Annotated in this window: 12 protein-coding genes; 1 reads left to right on the plus strand and 11 read right to left on the minus strand. The window is 35.3% G+C overall.

All coding sequences use genetic code 11. The features are described from left to right. Positions 1–14 precede the first annotated feature (14 nt). From hemB to hemA, 5 genes are all read right to left on the minus strand, one after another. On the minus strand, positions 15–989 hold the full coding sequence (hemB, locus tag HHU08_RS17025; RefSeq protein ID WP_016201741.1) for a porphobilinogen synthase: 975 nt from the start codon (positions 987–989) through the stop codon (positions 15–17). A gap of 171 nt (positions 990–1160) precedes the next feature. Continuing rightward, the gene (locus tag HHU08_RS17030; RefSeq protein WP_016201742.1) at positions 1161–1934 is read right to left on the minus strand and encodes a uroporphyrinogen-III synthase; all 774 of its coding nucleotides are present in this window, start codon (positions 1932–1934) and stop codon (positions 1161–1163) included. After that, positions 1927–2862, minus strand: a complete 936-nt coding sequence (gene hemC / locus HHU08_RS17035; protein WP_016201743.1) for a hydroxymethylbilane synthase — start codon at positions 2860–2862, stop codon at positions 1927–1929. The genes HHU08_RS17030 and hemC overlap by 8 nt, the downstream gene beginning before the upstream one ends. A 37-nt stretch (positions 2863–2899) precedes the next feature. Next, a complete protein-coding gene (locus HHU08_RS17040) occupies positions 2900–3724 on the minus strand; it encodes a cytochrome C assembly family protein (RefSeq protein WP_101730710.1) in 825 nt (274 codons plus the stop codon). Between the two features lie 207 nt (positions 3725–3931). Next, complete coding sequence (hemA, locus tag HHU08_RS17045; RefSeq protein ID WP_169188928.1) at positions 3932–5281, minus strand: glutamyl-tRNA reductase; 1350 nt, start codon at positions 5279–5281, stop codon at positions 3932–3934. A 366-nt stretch (positions 5282–5647) separates the two neighbouring features. Here hemA and HHU08_RS17050 point away from each other — a divergent pair, with 366 nt between their 5' ends. Next, positions 5648–6136, plus strand: a complete 489-nt coding sequence (locus tag HHU08_RS17050) for a LiaI-LiaF-like domain-containing protein (RefSeq protein ID WP_016201747.1) — start codon at positions 5648–5650, stop codon at positions 6134–6136. Between the two features lie 142 nt (positions 6137–6278). Here the strand turns inward: HHU08_RS17050 and yihA are convergent, their stop codons facing one another. The 6 genes from yihA to HHU08_RS17080 form a co-directional block, all read right to left on the minus strand. Next, positions 6279–6866 (minus strand): ribosome biogenesis GTP-binding protein YihA/YsxC, encoded by a 588-nt coding sequence (gene yihA / locus HHU08_RS17055; protein WP_016201748.1) that lies wholly within the window; start codon positions 6864–6866, stop codon positions 6279–6281. Next, positions 6863–9190 carry an endopeptidase La gene (lon, locus tag HHU08_RS17060; RefSeq protein ID WP_169188929.1) on the minus strand — a complete coding sequence of 776 codons (2328 nt, stop codon included), beginning with the start codon at positions 9188–9190 and terminating at the stop codon, positions 6863–6865. The genes yihA and lon overlap by 4 nt, the downstream gene beginning before the upstream one ends. A gap of 579 nt (positions 9191–9769) precedes the next feature. Next, on the minus strand, positions 9770–11443 hold the full coding sequence (lonB, locus tag HHU08_RS17065; protein ID WP_169188930.1) for an ATP-dependent protease LonB: 1674 nt from the start codon (positions 11441–11443) through the stop codon (positions 9770–9772). A gap of 455 nt (positions 11444–11898) precedes the next feature. Beyond that, on the minus strand, positions 11899–13164 hold the full coding sequence (gene clpX, locus HHU08_RS17070; RefSeq protein ID WP_016201751.1) for an ATP-dependent protease ATP-binding subunit ClpX: 1266 nt from the start codon (positions 13162–13164) through the stop codon (positions 11899–11901). A gap of 366 nt (positions 13165–13530) precedes the next feature. Beyond that, positions 13531–14817, minus strand: coding sequence for a trigger factor (gene tig / locus HHU08_RS17075; RefSeq protein ID WP_101730707.1), 1287 nt, complete (start codon positions 14815–14817; stop codon positions 13531–13533). A gap of 215 nt (positions 14818–15032) precedes the next feature. Beyond that, the gene (locus tag HHU08_RS17080; protein WP_101730706.1) at positions 15033–16055 is read right to left on the minus strand and encodes a tetratricopeptide repeat protein; all 1023 of its coding nucleotides are present in this window, start codon (positions 16053–16055) and stop codon (positions 15033–15035) included. Positions 16056–16185: the final 130 nt, after the last annotated feature.

Raw genomic sequence — 16185 nt, forward strand, 5'->3', positions numbered from 1 at the left:
ATGAGTTTCCTCCCTTATTGTTCTTTTAACATACGTGCAACATCTTTAGCAAAATAAGTTATGATTAAATCTGCTCCTGCACGTTTCATACTAATCATTGTTTCCATAATAATTCTATCTTCATCAATCCAGCCATTTTTTGCTGCCGCTTTGACCATGCTGTATTCTCCACTAACATTATAAGTAACAATCGGCAAATTCCATTCATTCTTCATGTCTCGAACAATATCTAAATAAGGGAGACCCGGCTTAACAATTAGGAAATCTGCTCCTTCTACTACATCACTTTCTGCTTCTCGGAATGCCTCCAGGCGATTTGCAGGATCCATTTGATAAGCTTTACGATCCCCAAATTGCGGTGTACTATCAGCCGCTTCTCGGAATGGACCGTAAAAAGCAGATGCGTATTTCACGCCATAGCTCATGATTGGAACATCAAGAAAACCTGCTTCATCTAATCCTTTTCTAATTGCAGCAACAAATCCATCCATCATATTAGAGGGGGCAATAATATCTGCTCCTGCAGCAGCTTGACTTACAGCTGCTTTTACAAGCAATTCTAGTGATTCGTCATTTAATACTCTTCCTGCTTCAATTACCCCACAATGTCCATGGCTTGTATACTCACATAAACATGTATCAGCAATAACAACCATTTCTGGATAGTTTGCTTTGATATACTTAATTCCTTCTTGGACAATCCCATGGTCATGAAATGCTTGTGTCCCACATTCATCTTTTTCTTTTGGAATTCCGAATAATAACACTGATTTAATTCCTAATGCTTGAACCTCATCCAGTTCCTCTTGCAAACGATCAATGGAAAATTGATAAATTCCCGGCATAGAGGAAATCTCCGTTTTGACATTTTCCTCTTCTGTAATAAACAATGGGTAGATTAAATCATCAATATGTACATATGTCTCTCTTACTAATGCTCTCATATTTGCAGATTGTCTTAATCTGCGGTGACGCTTAAATTCAGCCATCTTCTTTACCTCCATCTTTATTTGTTACGACTGTTTTCGTATCGTTGGTGTTATTACCCGTAGCTTCGGTCTGCTATCGCTTGCAAGGTCTCAAGACTGTCTCGCTATTATCACAGAAGTATTCGCGTATTCCGGCTGCTCCATTTTTCCTATTGAAAAAACAACAGTCTTTTAGAAAACAGTCTTTGTTAAATAGTGCACTAAATGTTTCAGGATGCTGTCAGTTGTATACGGTTTTGCCGTAATTGTTACATGTAAGCCGTAGCTATGCAATGTATCAGTCGTAACTGGTCCAATACTAACAACAATACAGCTTTCCAGTTTCTCTATTAAGTGATGTTTTTTCATTACCTTCATGAAATGATGAGCTGTGGAAGAACTTGTAAAGATCAATACATCTAAATCTTTCTTCCTTACTTCTTTTACAAGCAGTTCTTCACTTTCTGTCGGAAAGTATGTTTCATATAATACCGCTTCATCAACTAGAAGGCCAGCTTCTTTTAATTCCTCCGCTATATAGTCCCTTGATCTATTTCCTTTTATAAGCAGAATTTGCTGACCTCTTTCAAGTTCTGGAATAAATTCTTCGATAAACTGCTCGGCAACAAATTCACTTGGAATAAAATTAGCCTGGAACCCATAATGGGAAACAGCAGCTGTCGTTTTTTCACCAATTACTGCAATTTTAGCAGTAATTGGGACATGCATTTTTTCTATTTCTTTAAAAAAAGCCTCTACTCCATTACGGCTCGTAAAGACAAGCCAATCATATGCTTTTTCTTTTAAAGAAGTCATTACTTCATCTGGAAGTTGTTTTTCTCGAAACGCGATTAAAGGCACTTCAACAGGAAATCCGCCTAAATCAAAAATTCGCTTTGATAAGACACTCGCTTGTTTCTTTGCGCGGGGAACGAGAATTTTCTTTCCGAGAAGCAAATTAGCCATCAATAATGTTCTCCTCTTTTAACTGATCAATTAATGCTTTCGCACCCTTTTCCGTTAAAATTGTTGCTGCTTGTTCTCCTACTTCTACAGGGTTTTTTCCTGTTACTTCTTCTTTAAAAATAAGTTTCCCATCTGGAGAAATGACTAAGGCAGTTAGTGCTACTTCATCATCTTTTACTTGTGCAAAACCTGCGATTGGCACTTGGCAACCGCCTTCCATGCGCTGTAAAAATGCTCTTTCCGCATAAACGGTACGAGTAGTATCTTGATTAGACAACTTACTTAAAAGTTCTAATACTTCTTTATCATCTTCTCGACACTCAATAGCAAGGGCGCCTTGGCCAACTGCCGGCAAGCATATTTCTGGATCTAAAAATTCTGTAACAACGTCGCTTGTCCATCCCATTCTTGCTAATCCAGCAGCAGCTAAGATAATAGCATCATATTCTTCTGTTTCTAACTTATTAAGACGGGTATCAATATTTCCGCGAATCCATTTGATTTCAAGATCAGGTCTAACCGCCAGTAATTGCGCCCCTCGACGCAAACTACTTGTCCCAATTATTGCACCTTCTCGTAAATCTTTTAAAGAAATATGATTTTTACTAATTAAGGCATCTCGATAATCTTCACGCTCAGGAATACAGCCAATTGTTAACCCTTTTGGAAGCTCGGCTGGCATGTCCTTCATACTGTGGACAGCAATATCTATCTCCTTATCAAGCATGCTTTGTTCTATCTCTTTAACAAATAGCCCCTTTCCTCCAACCTTGGATAAAGTGACATCTAAGACAACATCTCCCTTTGTAACAACTTCTTTTACTTCAAATTCAAAAGAAGAATCTAATTTCTTGAGCTGATTAATTACCCAGTTCGTTTGAGTAATTGCTAGCTTACTTTTCCTTGAACCAACAATTATTTTACGCATAAAAAGTACCTCCAACCTAATTCCGGTAAGTCTTCATTCAATAATGAAAGTTTGAAAAATTACCTACTAAAAAGAAATTAATTAGCATAATTAAAAAACTAGCAATATTTAAGAGGGCACCATTTTTCCCTCTTAATTTTTTTAAAACTCGTAAATACAAAAAACTGCTGTATACAAACAGTACAATAAAGGAGCTAATAATTTTCGGATCATACCAAAGAAAGTCTTGTCTTTGAATAACTGCCCATTGAACACCAAGAATTAACCCAATCAATAACAATGGTACACCAATCACGCATAATAGATAAGATATATGTTCTAATTTGGCTAAATCCGCAATCCTCATAACTCGCTTTCCCCATTTTTTCTGTTTTAATAAATCATACTGTAGGCAATAGAGGACAGAAAAAATAAAAGAAATAGTAAACATTCCATAGGCCAAAAGAGCTGCTGTCACGTGAATAAACAATAACTCAGATACAACCTGCGCTGCATGAACTTGGGCAGAATCACGTGCAGGTGCAAATGTATGTATTGCCATAATAACAAAGCCAAAAACATTGGTAAAAAATACAATAAAATCAATTTTCAACCACTTATTTATTATCAGAGAAAAGGTAACCAATACCCATGAGTAAAAGTAAAGCCCTTCCATGATTGTGAGAATTGGGAACCGTTTCATCTCTACAATATAGATAAATAAAAAAGATGATTGCAAAACCCAGACAAATAAAAGTAACCAGAAAGCTACTCGATTTGCTCTCTGGTTATTATGCATAAAATCAAAAAAATAAAATAGCACAGATAACGCATAAAGAATAATCGTGAATTCATGAAGTCTAGTCATAAATATATCCTGCATCAACGGGTCCCCTTCGAACAAAAAAGATCCTAATATGAAGTCTTTTACAAAACTTAACATAGCTTTTAATTCGTAATCCCCAACTATATTTTAACCTATGAAAAAGAAAGTGAAACTACCATTTGAAGAGTTTTTATTCTCAAACAGTTCATAACGAATCATACTTTCCTGTCAAAAGAAACAAAAGCATTTAAGTAGTTAGACTAATCACACTTGAATGGATGGCCGTACAATTGGAGAAAACGCTTCTTTTTCTTCTTCCTTTGCCCCATCATTGGATTCTTTTTTTGCATCGGATTCTAAATTGAAGATTTTCATAAATAATTGCATCGATTGGTCTGCATCAGGAAGTGCAGCTAATTCCTTCGCTTGAAGTATTGGATCTTTCAACATTTGATTTACAATGCTTTTCGTATGTTTATTTAAAATCTTTCTTTCTCTTTCACTTAGATTAGGAAGTTTTCTTTCTAGACTTTTCATTGTTTCACTTTGAATAGCAAGTGCCTTTTCACGAAGGGCAGAAATGACTGGCACGACGCCTAATAAATGAAGCCATTGATTGAACTCACTAATTTCTGCCTCGATCATAATCATGATTTTTTCGGCTTCTTTTTGACGCTCCTGAAGATTTGCTTCCACAATCCCTTCCAAATCGTCGATATCGTAAAGAAACACACTATCTAGTTCAGCCATTTCAGGTTCTAAATCTCGTGGTACCGCAATATCAACCATAAATAGTGGATTACCTTTGCGGATTTTATCGACTGCTTTCATCATTGCCTTTGTTATAACAAATGTATTAGAACCAGTGGAGCTAATAACAATATCCGCATCAAGTAATGCACACTGCAACTCATTCATCGGTTTTGCTTGGCCTTCAAAACGATGAGCAAGTGTTTCAGCTTTCTCAAATGTGCGATTTATCACAGTTACGTTTTTCGCACCATTGCTATACAAATTCTGAATGGCAAGCTCGCCCATTTTCCCTGCACCTAATATTAGTACATTTTTATTTTGCAAAGTACCAAATATTTTTTTTGCCAATTCTACGGCTGCGTAGCTTACAGACACAGCGTTTGCACCAATATCTGTTTCTGTGTGTGCTTTTTTTGCCAGCGTAATAGCTTGCTTAAATAACTGATTAAATACCGAACCGGTAGATTTAATCGCTTGTGCCGTTAAAAAGCTCGAACGTATCTGTCCGAGAATTTGTGTTTCCCCAACAACCATAGAATTTAAACCACAAGTAACTTGGAATAAATGATTCAAAGCTCCATCTTGTTCATACACAAATAAATAAGGAACAAATTCATCTTGTTCCAACTGAAACCATTCTGCTAAAAATTGTTTAATATAATAGCGACCAGTATGAAACTGATCTACGACTGCATATATTTCCGTACGATTGCACGTTGAGATAATAACATTTTCTAATATACTTTTTTTAGTTTGTAATTGATTCATAGCTTCCCCTATTTGCTTTGAATCAAATGTTAAACGTTCACGAATTTCAACTGGGGCCGTTTTAAAGTTTAATCCGACAACTATAATATGCATTTTACCTAATGACACCCCCAAAGTAAGTTCTTACCTATATATTCATAAAGATCATTTATAAACCATTTATATAAATAGATTAAATTATAATAATTATTAACATGTAGTTATTATAACAAATTCATTTCAAAAATGGGAAACAATTTGCCCTATAAATGTGAACAAATTGTGAATTCATATGGTAAGATATAGTATTAATAACAGTAAAAGAATTATACTTACGTTATTTACTAGTAATAGTTTATACTTCTTTTGCAAAATTATTTTTAAATGCTAGTTTTTGTACAAAAAATGTACTTTACTCATTGTACAGTAACAAAAATCTTCTATGTATTCAAGCTAAGTTTTTTGGAAGTGGAGGAAATAATGAAAACACAAAAATGGTTCTCTGGTATCGTATTAATTGGTTTTGGATTTTATTTCATCTTAAAGGAATTTAATATTACCATTCTACCCAATCTATATACTTGGCCAACCCTATTAATCATCATTGGGATTGCTTTTCTTTTTCAGGGCTATGGTGGAAAGGATTATGGTGTAATTTTGCCAGGCGTAATTTTAACTGGATTTGGTTTACATTTTCATTTAGTGAATAAGCTTGCTATTTGGCCGGATCACACGGGAACTTTTATCTTAATTATTGCACTTGGCTTTATTCTTCAAAATCAGAAAACGGGACAAGGCTTGTTAAATGGGCTTTTATTTTTATTGCTAGCAGTTTTATTGCTTTTCTATCAAGAAATTCTTGGCTCACTAACATTCTTAAAAATTAGTCCCCATACTTTAAATAACTTGATCCCTATTCTATTTATTATTGTTGGCGGGTATTATTTAGTTTCGAAGAAGAGGAAATGAAAGTTTATACATAGTATATGGGGTTTTGGAACATAACCTTCAGTGGGAATATTTGAAACAATAAGGATTCCTCACCTTATTAAACTCCAACAAAAAAGACTCACTTTCCTTTAACGTTAGTTAGAGGCAGTGAGTCTTTTTTTTATTTATTTGCTAAATGTTCTAGCAAGGACCAGACTTTGTCTTTTCCTTCTCCTGTTTCGGATGAGAATAGGATTAGGTAATCTTCTTGGCTTAATCCTAATGTCTCTTTTGTTACTTTTAAGTGTTTTTGCCATTGAGATTTTGATATTTTATCTGCTTTTGTAGCAATTACTACACAAGGTATTCCATAATGCTTCAAAAAGTCATACATTAAAATATCATCTGTAGTTGGCGGATGACGCAGATCTGTTATCAATACAACTGCTTTTAATTGTTCTCTTGAGGTAAAATACGTTTCAAGCATTTTCCCCCATGCTTCTCGTTCCTTCTTAGAAACTTTTGCATATCCATAGCCAGGTACATCTACAAAATGCATAATTTCATTAATTAAATAAAAATTTAATGTTTGTGTTTTCCCTGGTTTGGACGAAATGCGAGCTAACGCTTTTCGTCCGAGCATCCGATTAATGAAGGAGGATTTACCAACATTCGATCTACCTGCTAAAGCAAATTCCGGTAGATTCCCTTCTGGATATTGACTTGGCTTTACGGCACTAATTACTATTTCTGCTTGATTAACTTTCAAAGATTTACACTTCCGTTCAACGCGTGTTTTAATACTTCATCTACATGTGAAACTAAAATAAAGTCTAGCTCTTCTCTTACACTTTCAGGAACATCATCGATATCCTTTGCATTATCTTTTGGAATGATGATGGTTTTTAAACCGGCACGGTGAGCACCAAGAGATTTTTCCTTTAATCCTCCAATTGGGAGAACTCTCCCTCTCAATGTTACCTCTCCTGTCATTCCAACCTCTTTCTTAATTGGTTTTCCAGAAAGAGCAGACACAAGCGCGGTTACCATTGTAATCCCTGCAGATGGACCATCCTTCGGTACTGCACCTTCTGGGACATGAATGTGAATGTCATATTTCTCATGGAAATTCGCATCGATGCCTAACTCTTCTGATTTGGAACGTATATAGCTGAATGCTGCTTGAGCAGATTCCTTCATCACGTCACCTAATTTTCCTGTTAAGACTAACTTGCCTTTCCCAGGAGCCAAGGATACTTCAATTTGTAAAGTATCGCCGCCAACTGTAGTGTAGGCAAGACCAGTTGCAACGCCAACTTGATCCTCTTCTTCGGCCTGACCGTAATGAAAAATTGGTTTACCAAGGAAGTCCTCTACATTTTTAGCAGTTATAACGACTTTTTTCTTTTCAGCAGTTACAATCATTCTAGCTGTTTTGCGGCAAATGGTTGCTAATTGTCTTTCTAAAGTACGTACTCCTGCTTCTCTTGTATATAATCGGACAATTCTTTGGATACTATCTTCTCTAATCTGCAGCTGAGATTTAGATAATCCATGCTCTTTAATTTGTTTAGGCAATAGATGATCTTTCGCAATATGAATTTTCTCGATTTCTGTGTATCCAGCAATTGAGATAATTTCCATTCTATCACGTAATGGTCCAGGAATGGTCGACAAATTATTGGCTGTTGCAATAAACATAACCTTCGATAAATCATAAGTTTCTTCAATATAATGATCGCTAAAATTATGGTTTTGTTCTGGATCCAATACCTCTAGCATTGCAGAAGATGGATCCCCACGAAAATCATTGGACATTTTATCGATTTCATCTAACAAAAATACAGGATTTATCGTCTCTGCTTTTTTCATTCCTTGAATAATTCTACCTGGCATTGCTCCTACATATGTTCGTCTATGTCCTCTAATTTCTGATTCATCGCGCACTCCCCCTAATGAGATGCGGACAAAATTCCGGTTCAAGGAGCGAGCTATCGAACGTGCCAGACTTGTTTTTCCTACTCCAGGAGGGCCAGCCAGACAAAGAATAGGACCTTTTAAAGAGTTTGTAAGCTTTTGTACAGCAAGATACTCTAATACTCTTTCTTTAACCTTTTCTAAGCCATGATGGTCGTCATTTAAGATTTTTTCCGCTTTAATAAGATCCAAATCATCTTCTGTTGCATTTGTCCATGGTAAAGCTAAGAGCCAATCAATATAATTACGAATGACGGAGCTTTCTGCTGAAGTAGAGGGAATTTTTTCGTAACGATCTAATTCCTTTAATGCGGTTACTTTTACATGGTCAGGCATACCGGACTCTTCAATCTTTTCAAGCAGTGTACTTACTTCACCAGTTTTGCCATCTTTGTCGCCTAATTCTTTTTGGATGGCTTTCATTTGTTCGCGTAAATAGTATTCCTTTTGTGTTCTTTCCATTGATTTTTTTACGCGCTGACCAATTTTTTTCTCGAGGTTTAAAACCTGTTTTTCATTTTGAATGATATCAATAACATAGTTCATTCTTTGTTTATTATTTAATGTTTCTAAAATCTGCTGTTTTTCTTTTAATTTTATAGGCAGATGGGAAGCAATAATATCAGCCATTCTGCCTGGCTCTTCCATATCGGAAACTGTTGCATATGTTTCTTGCGATATTTTTTTAGAAATTTTTATGTATTGCTCAAAATACTGAAGCATTGTTCTCATTAATGCCTCATCTTCTACATCTTTAGTATTCTCTTCTTCATATATACGTAGTCTTGCCGCAAAATAACTTTCTTCCTCAATCAATTCTTCCAGCTCTGCTCTTTGTATTCCTTCAACCAGGACTCTAATTGTTCCATTTGGTAACTTTAGCATTTGTTTCACTTTTGTCAAAGTTCCCATTTTGTATAGATCTTCTTCTTCAGGTTCGTCTATATCCATATCCTTTTGCATTGTAAGAAAAATTAAATGGTCTTCTACCATTGCTTTTTCGAGAGCCTGCACTGACTTATCACGACCAACATCTAAATGAAGCACCATCGTCGGGTAAACCAGTAAACCTCGAAGCGGCAGGAGGGGGACTATTGTTTTTTTATTTTCCTCCATGACGTTGCACCTCCAGCTTTAAAAAATCCCTTTCCATTTATCGCCTATTTAAAATAGTTTTTGCGATATAGGCAACCTTTGCATTCTAATGCTTTGTACAATTCTATCTTATTTATGAAAATGTGTCTATTAACTAGAGTTATTAGACAAGCAGTAAAAATAGAACTACTTCCTAACTTCCATTTTTTACTCATTCTAATGCATCATGTCTACTTAAAGAAAAACACGAGAAGAGAAAAATGAAAGGTTACACTCAAAAACAAACCTTCCTTAATAAAATGGCTTATTTAGGCGATTTCCATTCAAAAAAGAAAAAGATCAATGCCTATTCTTATTTACTCAATTATATAATAATATTTGTATTTAATAAAATGTAGCATTCTTTTAAGGGTAAATTGTATTCCAGAATCATGCCTCTTATTCAAATTATATTCACAAAAAAACTGCCGACTAACTTTCACTTAACAGAATTAGTCGACAGTGACAATGCTTTAATGACAGCATTGTTTAAAATTTATCCCACTCTTTACGGGCTAGAGTTGAGGAAAACCCCTCTGAAGGAAGTTTTCTTTTATGAAATTAAATGCTCTCTTTCTTTGTTAATGCAATCGTGGAAGCTGGAATTGCTTCTTCTCCCCATTCTTCCTTAAGCAATGCATGCTCTAGCACTTCAGTTAAAGATTCGACAGGAATAATTGTAATATCCTTTATTTCCTCTAAAATAGCTTGCATATTCTCTTGTGGAATGATAACTTTTTGCACACCAGCAGCCTTTGCGGCTTTCACTTTCGCGATTACCCCTCCGATAGGCTTTACTTTGCCATGAATACTTATTTCTCCTGTCATCGCCACTTTCCGATCCACAGGTTGCTTGTAGATGGCAGAATAAATACCTGTAGCCATTGAAATGCCTGCAGAAGGTCCGTCAATTGGAATACCACCTGGAAAATTAACATGAATATCAAATTGGCCGGCAGGAACATCCATTGATCGTAAAACAGTGATAACATTTTCGATGGAGCCCTTCGCCATGCTTTTTCTTCTAATGGATTTCCCTTGTCCACCAATGCTTTCTTCTTCTACAATTCCGGTTATATTAATGCTTCCTTTTCCATCCTTTACGGGAATAACCGTCACTTCGATTTCCAGTAAAGCCCCTATATTCGCACCGTACACAGCTAAGCCATTAACGAATCCAATTGCGGAATGATCGTTAATTTTTCTTTCCATCCTTGGTGAGAGCTGACTGGAGTGAATGACCCATTCTACTTCATCATCTTTAATAAAGTCACGATCTTCTCCAATTGCAAGTCCAGCAGAAATCTGTACCATATTAACTGCTTCTCTCCCGTTTCTGGCATATTCAGAAAGTGTATCAAGGGCTTTCTCACTTATTTTCATCTTCACTTTATCAGCAGCTTTTTTGCCAATTTGGATAACTTCTTCTTTTGTTAATTCTCGGAAAAACACTTCCATACATCTAGAACGAATGGCTGGAGGTATTTCATTTGGTGTACGAGTCGTCGCCCCTATTAATCGGAAATCGGCTGGTAATCCATTTTTAAAAATATCATGGATATGGGATGGAATCTGCGTATTCTCTTCATTATAGTAGGCACTTTCTAGAAAAACTTTTCGGTCTTCTAATACTTTTAATAACTTATTCATTTGAGTTGGATGTAATTCTCCAATTTCATCAATAAACAGTACCCCACCATGTGCATTTGTAACTGCTCCTTGTTTTGGTTGTGGAATACCAGCTTGTCCCATTGCTCCAGCTCCTTGATAAATTGGATCGTGAACCGAGCCGATTAATGGATCTGCTATACCTCTTTCATCAAACCTAGCTGTCGTCGCATCTAATTCCACAAACACAGAATTCGGCTTAAATGGGGATTTCTGATTCTTCTTCGCTTCTTCTAATACAAGTCTAGCTGCTGCTGTTTTCCCCACCCCTGGCGGTCCGTAAATAATAACATGCTGTGGATTTGGACCACATAACGCGGCTCTTAATGATTTAATTCCATCCTCTTGTCCCACAATATCCGAAAAGCTTGTTGGACGTACTTTTTCAGAAAGTGGTTCTGTTAATGAAATCGCACGCATTTTTCTTAATTGATCCATTTCTTTTTTTGATTCCCTGTCTATCGAAACCTTCTGTGTTCTCTGACTCTTTAATAAGTTCCAGAAATAAAGTCCGATAATAATCCCAAAGAATAATTGTACAAATAAAGCGATCTCCGCCCAACTCATAAAAATTTACCTCCTGAAATCATGTTGTTTAAAACAGCTTACAAGTATTAGCTTCCTTCACAATCCACTTAGAAAGCTTGCTAATAACTTGGAGCGTTTCCTTCAATGGTTAGCGATTATGTATCTATCTCTATTGCTTTGAACAAGAAGGAATCATTCTCAATCCCACCCACGTCCAGCTTGAAGATAGAGAAGCTAGGTGACTATTTGAGAAAATACACAAATAGCCCTTTAACTAAAGACTCTATACATAATGGTGCCTTGTCTTTAAAAAATAGTATCTCCTTCCCTTTGTTGGAATAAACAAGATTTCATGGAAAAAAATAAGGAGAAGTAATGGAGGTGGAAAGAAATGAAGAGGAGAATCATCTAATATCGTTTTTCATCCTACTTTGTCACAAAAAAAAGAACCAACGATAAATGATATATCGATTGATTCTTTCACATAACTGTTGTTAAGCAGAAGTTTTTGTTTCTTTATCCACTACTGTTCCGTCTTCTAGAACAAGCTTAGGAGAAGCATTATCTGTTACTGTTTCTTTTGTAATGATACATTTAACAATATCATCTCTTGAAGGCAGTTCAAACATCACGTCTAACATAATTCCCTCAATAATAGAACGTAATCCACGTGCACCTGTTTTTCTTTCAATTGCTTTTTTCGCAATTTCATTAAGTGCCTCTTGTTCAAATTCTAATTCGACATTGTCCAATTCAAGCATTTTCTTAAATTGTTTAACTAACGCATTTTTTGGTTTTGTTAAAATTTCCATCAATGCTTCTTCGTCTAATTGACCCAGACTAGCAATAACAGGAAGACGACCAATAAATTCAGGAATTAACCCGAAGCGTAATAAATCTTCTGGAAGTACTTTAGCTAATAGATCTTTATCTTCTACTTCAGCCTTTTTACCATCAGAACCAAACCCAATTACTTTTTGGCCTAGACGTCTTTTAATGATTGGTTCAATACCATCAAATGCACCACCACAAATAAATAGAATATTCGTTGTGTCAATTTGAATAAATTCTTGATGAGGATGTTTTCTGCCACCCTGAGGCGGAACACTTGCTACTGTACCCTCTAGAATTTTTAATAATGCTTGTTGAACCCCTTCACCAGAAACATCTCTCGTAATAGAAGGATTCTCTGATTTACGTGCTACTTTATCAATTTCATCAATATAAATAATACCTTTTTCAGCTTTCTCTACATCATAATCTGCAGATTGGATTAATTTTAAGAGAATATTTTCTACATCTTCCCCTACATATCCAGCTTCTGTTAAACTAGTTGCATCTGCAATAGCAAACGGTACATTTAAAATTCTTGCTAGTGTTTGTGCAAGAAGTGTTTTACCACTACCAGTTGGCCCAATTAACGCAATATTACTTTTAGATAATTCCACATCATCAATTTTGCTATTTGAATTAATGCGCTTGTAATGGTTATACACGGCAACAGAAAGTGCTTTCTTCGCTTGATCCTGACCAATTACATATTCGTTAAGGATATCGCGAATTTCTGCTGGTTTCGGTACATCTTTAAATTCTACTTCTTCTTCTGTACCTAATTCTTCTTCAACGATTTCTGTACATAGTTCTATACATTCATCACAAATGTATACACCAGGACCAGCAACTAATTTACGAACTTGATCCTGTGTCTTTCCGCAGAATGAACACTTTAACTGGCCTTTTTCGTCATTAAATTTAAACATGCCTTCACCCCTTAAAACTTCTTTTTGTATATTTTTACCGTTACGGATTATTATTTGTTCAGAAACAAATTTTACTTTTTTCAACAGTTATGTATTGAATTGTATCACATGATAGTAATGTACAGGAAATAATACAACTCGGGTAATCAGTCCTCTATCATCCAATAACGGTAAAATGTATGTACTTCCTTAAGCATAACCAGATTTTGCTTCTTTAAATCTGGAAATATTATCTCTTTCGTTAGTTGTATATTCCTGTACGGTTAGAGTAACTTATATTATAGTTACCCATATTATATGTTATTTAACACTAATATAAAACTAAGGCACGAAATAGTCGCGCCTTAGTTTTTTTACTTACTTCTATTATGCAACAGTTTTGCTGTTTTCTACAAGGAAATCGATTGCTTTTCTCATTTTTATGTCCATTTGTAAGTTTTCTACGCCACCAAGTGCTTGTTTAATAGCATCTACTGGCATATTGTACATTTGAGACATGTTTTCAAGTTCAGCATTAACTTCTTCTTCTGTCACTTCGATGTTTTCTGCAGCAACAATTGCTTCAAGAGTTAAGTTAGAACGAACACGTTTTTCAGCATCTTCTTTCATTTGATCTTTAAGAGCTGCTTCATCTTGTCCTGAGAACTGGAAGTATAACTCAAGATTCATACCTTGCATTTGTAAACGTTGTTCAAATTCGCTCATCATGCGATCAATTTCTGTATCAACCATAGCAGATGGAATATCAATTGTTGCATTTTCAGAAGCTTTTTCTACAACTGTATCACGAACTGTATGCTCTGCTTGATGTTTTTTATCGTTTTCTAAACGAGTTTTAATTTTTTCTTTTAAATCAGCCAATGTTTCAGCTTCTTCATCTACATCTTTAGCAAACTCATCATCTAATTCAGGAAGTTCTTTTCCTTTAATTTCATGAACTGTTACTTTAAATGTAGCAGGTTTTCCAGCTAAATCTTCAGCATGGTATTCTTCTGGGAATGTAACTTCAACTTCTTTTGATTCGCCAGTAGCAACGCCTACTAATTTTTCTTCAAAACCAGGAATAAATTGACCTGAACCAAGTTCTAATGAGAAGTTTTCAGCAGTTCCGCCTTCAAAAGCAACTCCATCTTGGAATCCTTCGAAGTCCATAACAACTGTATCTCCTAATTCAGCAGTACCGTCTTCTTTTACTACTAATTCAGCTTGTTTTTCTTGCAATGCTTTAATTTCAGCTTCTACTTCTTCATCTGTAACAGTTGTTTCTACAGCAGGTACTTCTAAACCTTTGTATTCGCCTAATGTTACTTCAGGCTTAACTGTAACAGTCGCTTTGAAGATTAATGCTTTTCCTTTTTCGATTTGTTCTACATCAATTTCAGGACGATCAACTGGCTCAATTCCAGCTTCTTCAATTGCATTTGCATAAGCTTCTGGTAAAAGAATATCAATTGCATCTTGGTATAAAGATTCAACACCAAAACGTTGTTCGAACATTCCACGTGGAATTCTACCTTTACGGAATCCTGGAATATTTACTTGCTTAACTACTTTTTTAAATGCAAGATCTAAACCTTCGTTTAGTTTTTCTGCATCTAATTCAATTGTAAGAACGCCGCGGTTCCCTTCTAAAACTTCCCATTTAGCTGACATACTATAAATTCCCTCCAACAATCTATTCTACTTTTTCATTACTTCTACTAATGTATAGATTAACTTCTTTATTATTGTTTGGCTACTGTTTTTAATGAAACAGAAAGAACCTCCTAATGGGAAAAAAGTTATCTAGTAAGAAATATACATCTTCGCATTTTCTAAATGCAACCATTACATTATATCATACGTTCCAGTTGTTTCAACATCCTTGCCTAAATATTAGGATAAGAAATTTGCTCCAGTTGATTAATAAACGTTTTTGCTTGTTCTAAATCATCCTCTTTGACTCCATATAATACAAGGATTTCTTCTCCCTCTTCTTGTCCAAAATACTGATTTACAACCGAATGATAAGCCGCTGCCCATGTTTCTTCACTGTAATCGTCTAGCGTGAATGGGTAAAGCAAAAAAATTTGTCGATCTATTAACATTTTAATATTTTCGAACAAAATAGGGTCATTGCTTTCCACATAATCGATAAGAATACTAGTTATTTTTTGGTATTGCTCCTGTTCTTTCATATCCTTTAGTGCAGTTGGTTTAATCACAATTGTTCGATTAAACTTCTGAATCACTACTTCTTTCTCATATTCTTGCTCTTGTAAAATATTGATTAACATCGTTTTTAAAAATGGATTTTTTTCCTCATCTCGAAGGTATAGTTCTACTTCTTCTATATATGCTCGAATGTTTTGAGTGGACATTTTAGCTATAAGAAGCATCTGTTCCTGCGGATTTTCTAATTCCATTAAATTCGTATGTGCATCTAATGGTTCTTCTTCGCTATAATCGTCCTTATCCACCGGGGAAGAAGAATCAGCCATCTTCCTGCTAAATATAAGCATTTTAGAAAAGTGTTCGATTTTATTTGCCGGAATTTGGTGTTCTTCTAGCAGCACTTCAATAGTAGTAACTATCTCTTCATATTCATGTAGCTGTACGAGAATCATGATATACAAATCTAGGACTTGGATATAGTCGCCCTGATCCTCTTTAAGCATTTCTTTCGCTATCTGTTTTGCCTGATCCAATAAACCTAATTCATAGTAAGAGAGAATAAGGCCAATGTTTATATCACTATGGACTGGATTTCTCTCTTTTGCTTCTTCTAAAAATGAAACAGCCTCTTTAAAGCGCTTTTCTTGAATAGCGTCTAATCCTTTTTGCAATAAACGTTTATCTAAATCGGGGAAAAAAATAACGTTATCCTTTTTTTCCTGCTCCCGTTTCTTCATCCTATTAACCGCCTATACATTCTTTTTGTTGCTAGTGTAGCTTTTTTTCTTATTGGATGCAACCTGCATTTTCATTTATACGTTAAATATAAATGACCGAACCAAGCGCAAAAGAAAAGACCCTTAAGAC

The sequence above is a fragment of the Niallia alba genome (assembly GCF_012933555.1).
Classification (GTDB): Bacteria; Bacillota; Bacilli; order Bacillales; family Cytobacillaceae; genus Niallia; species Niallia alba.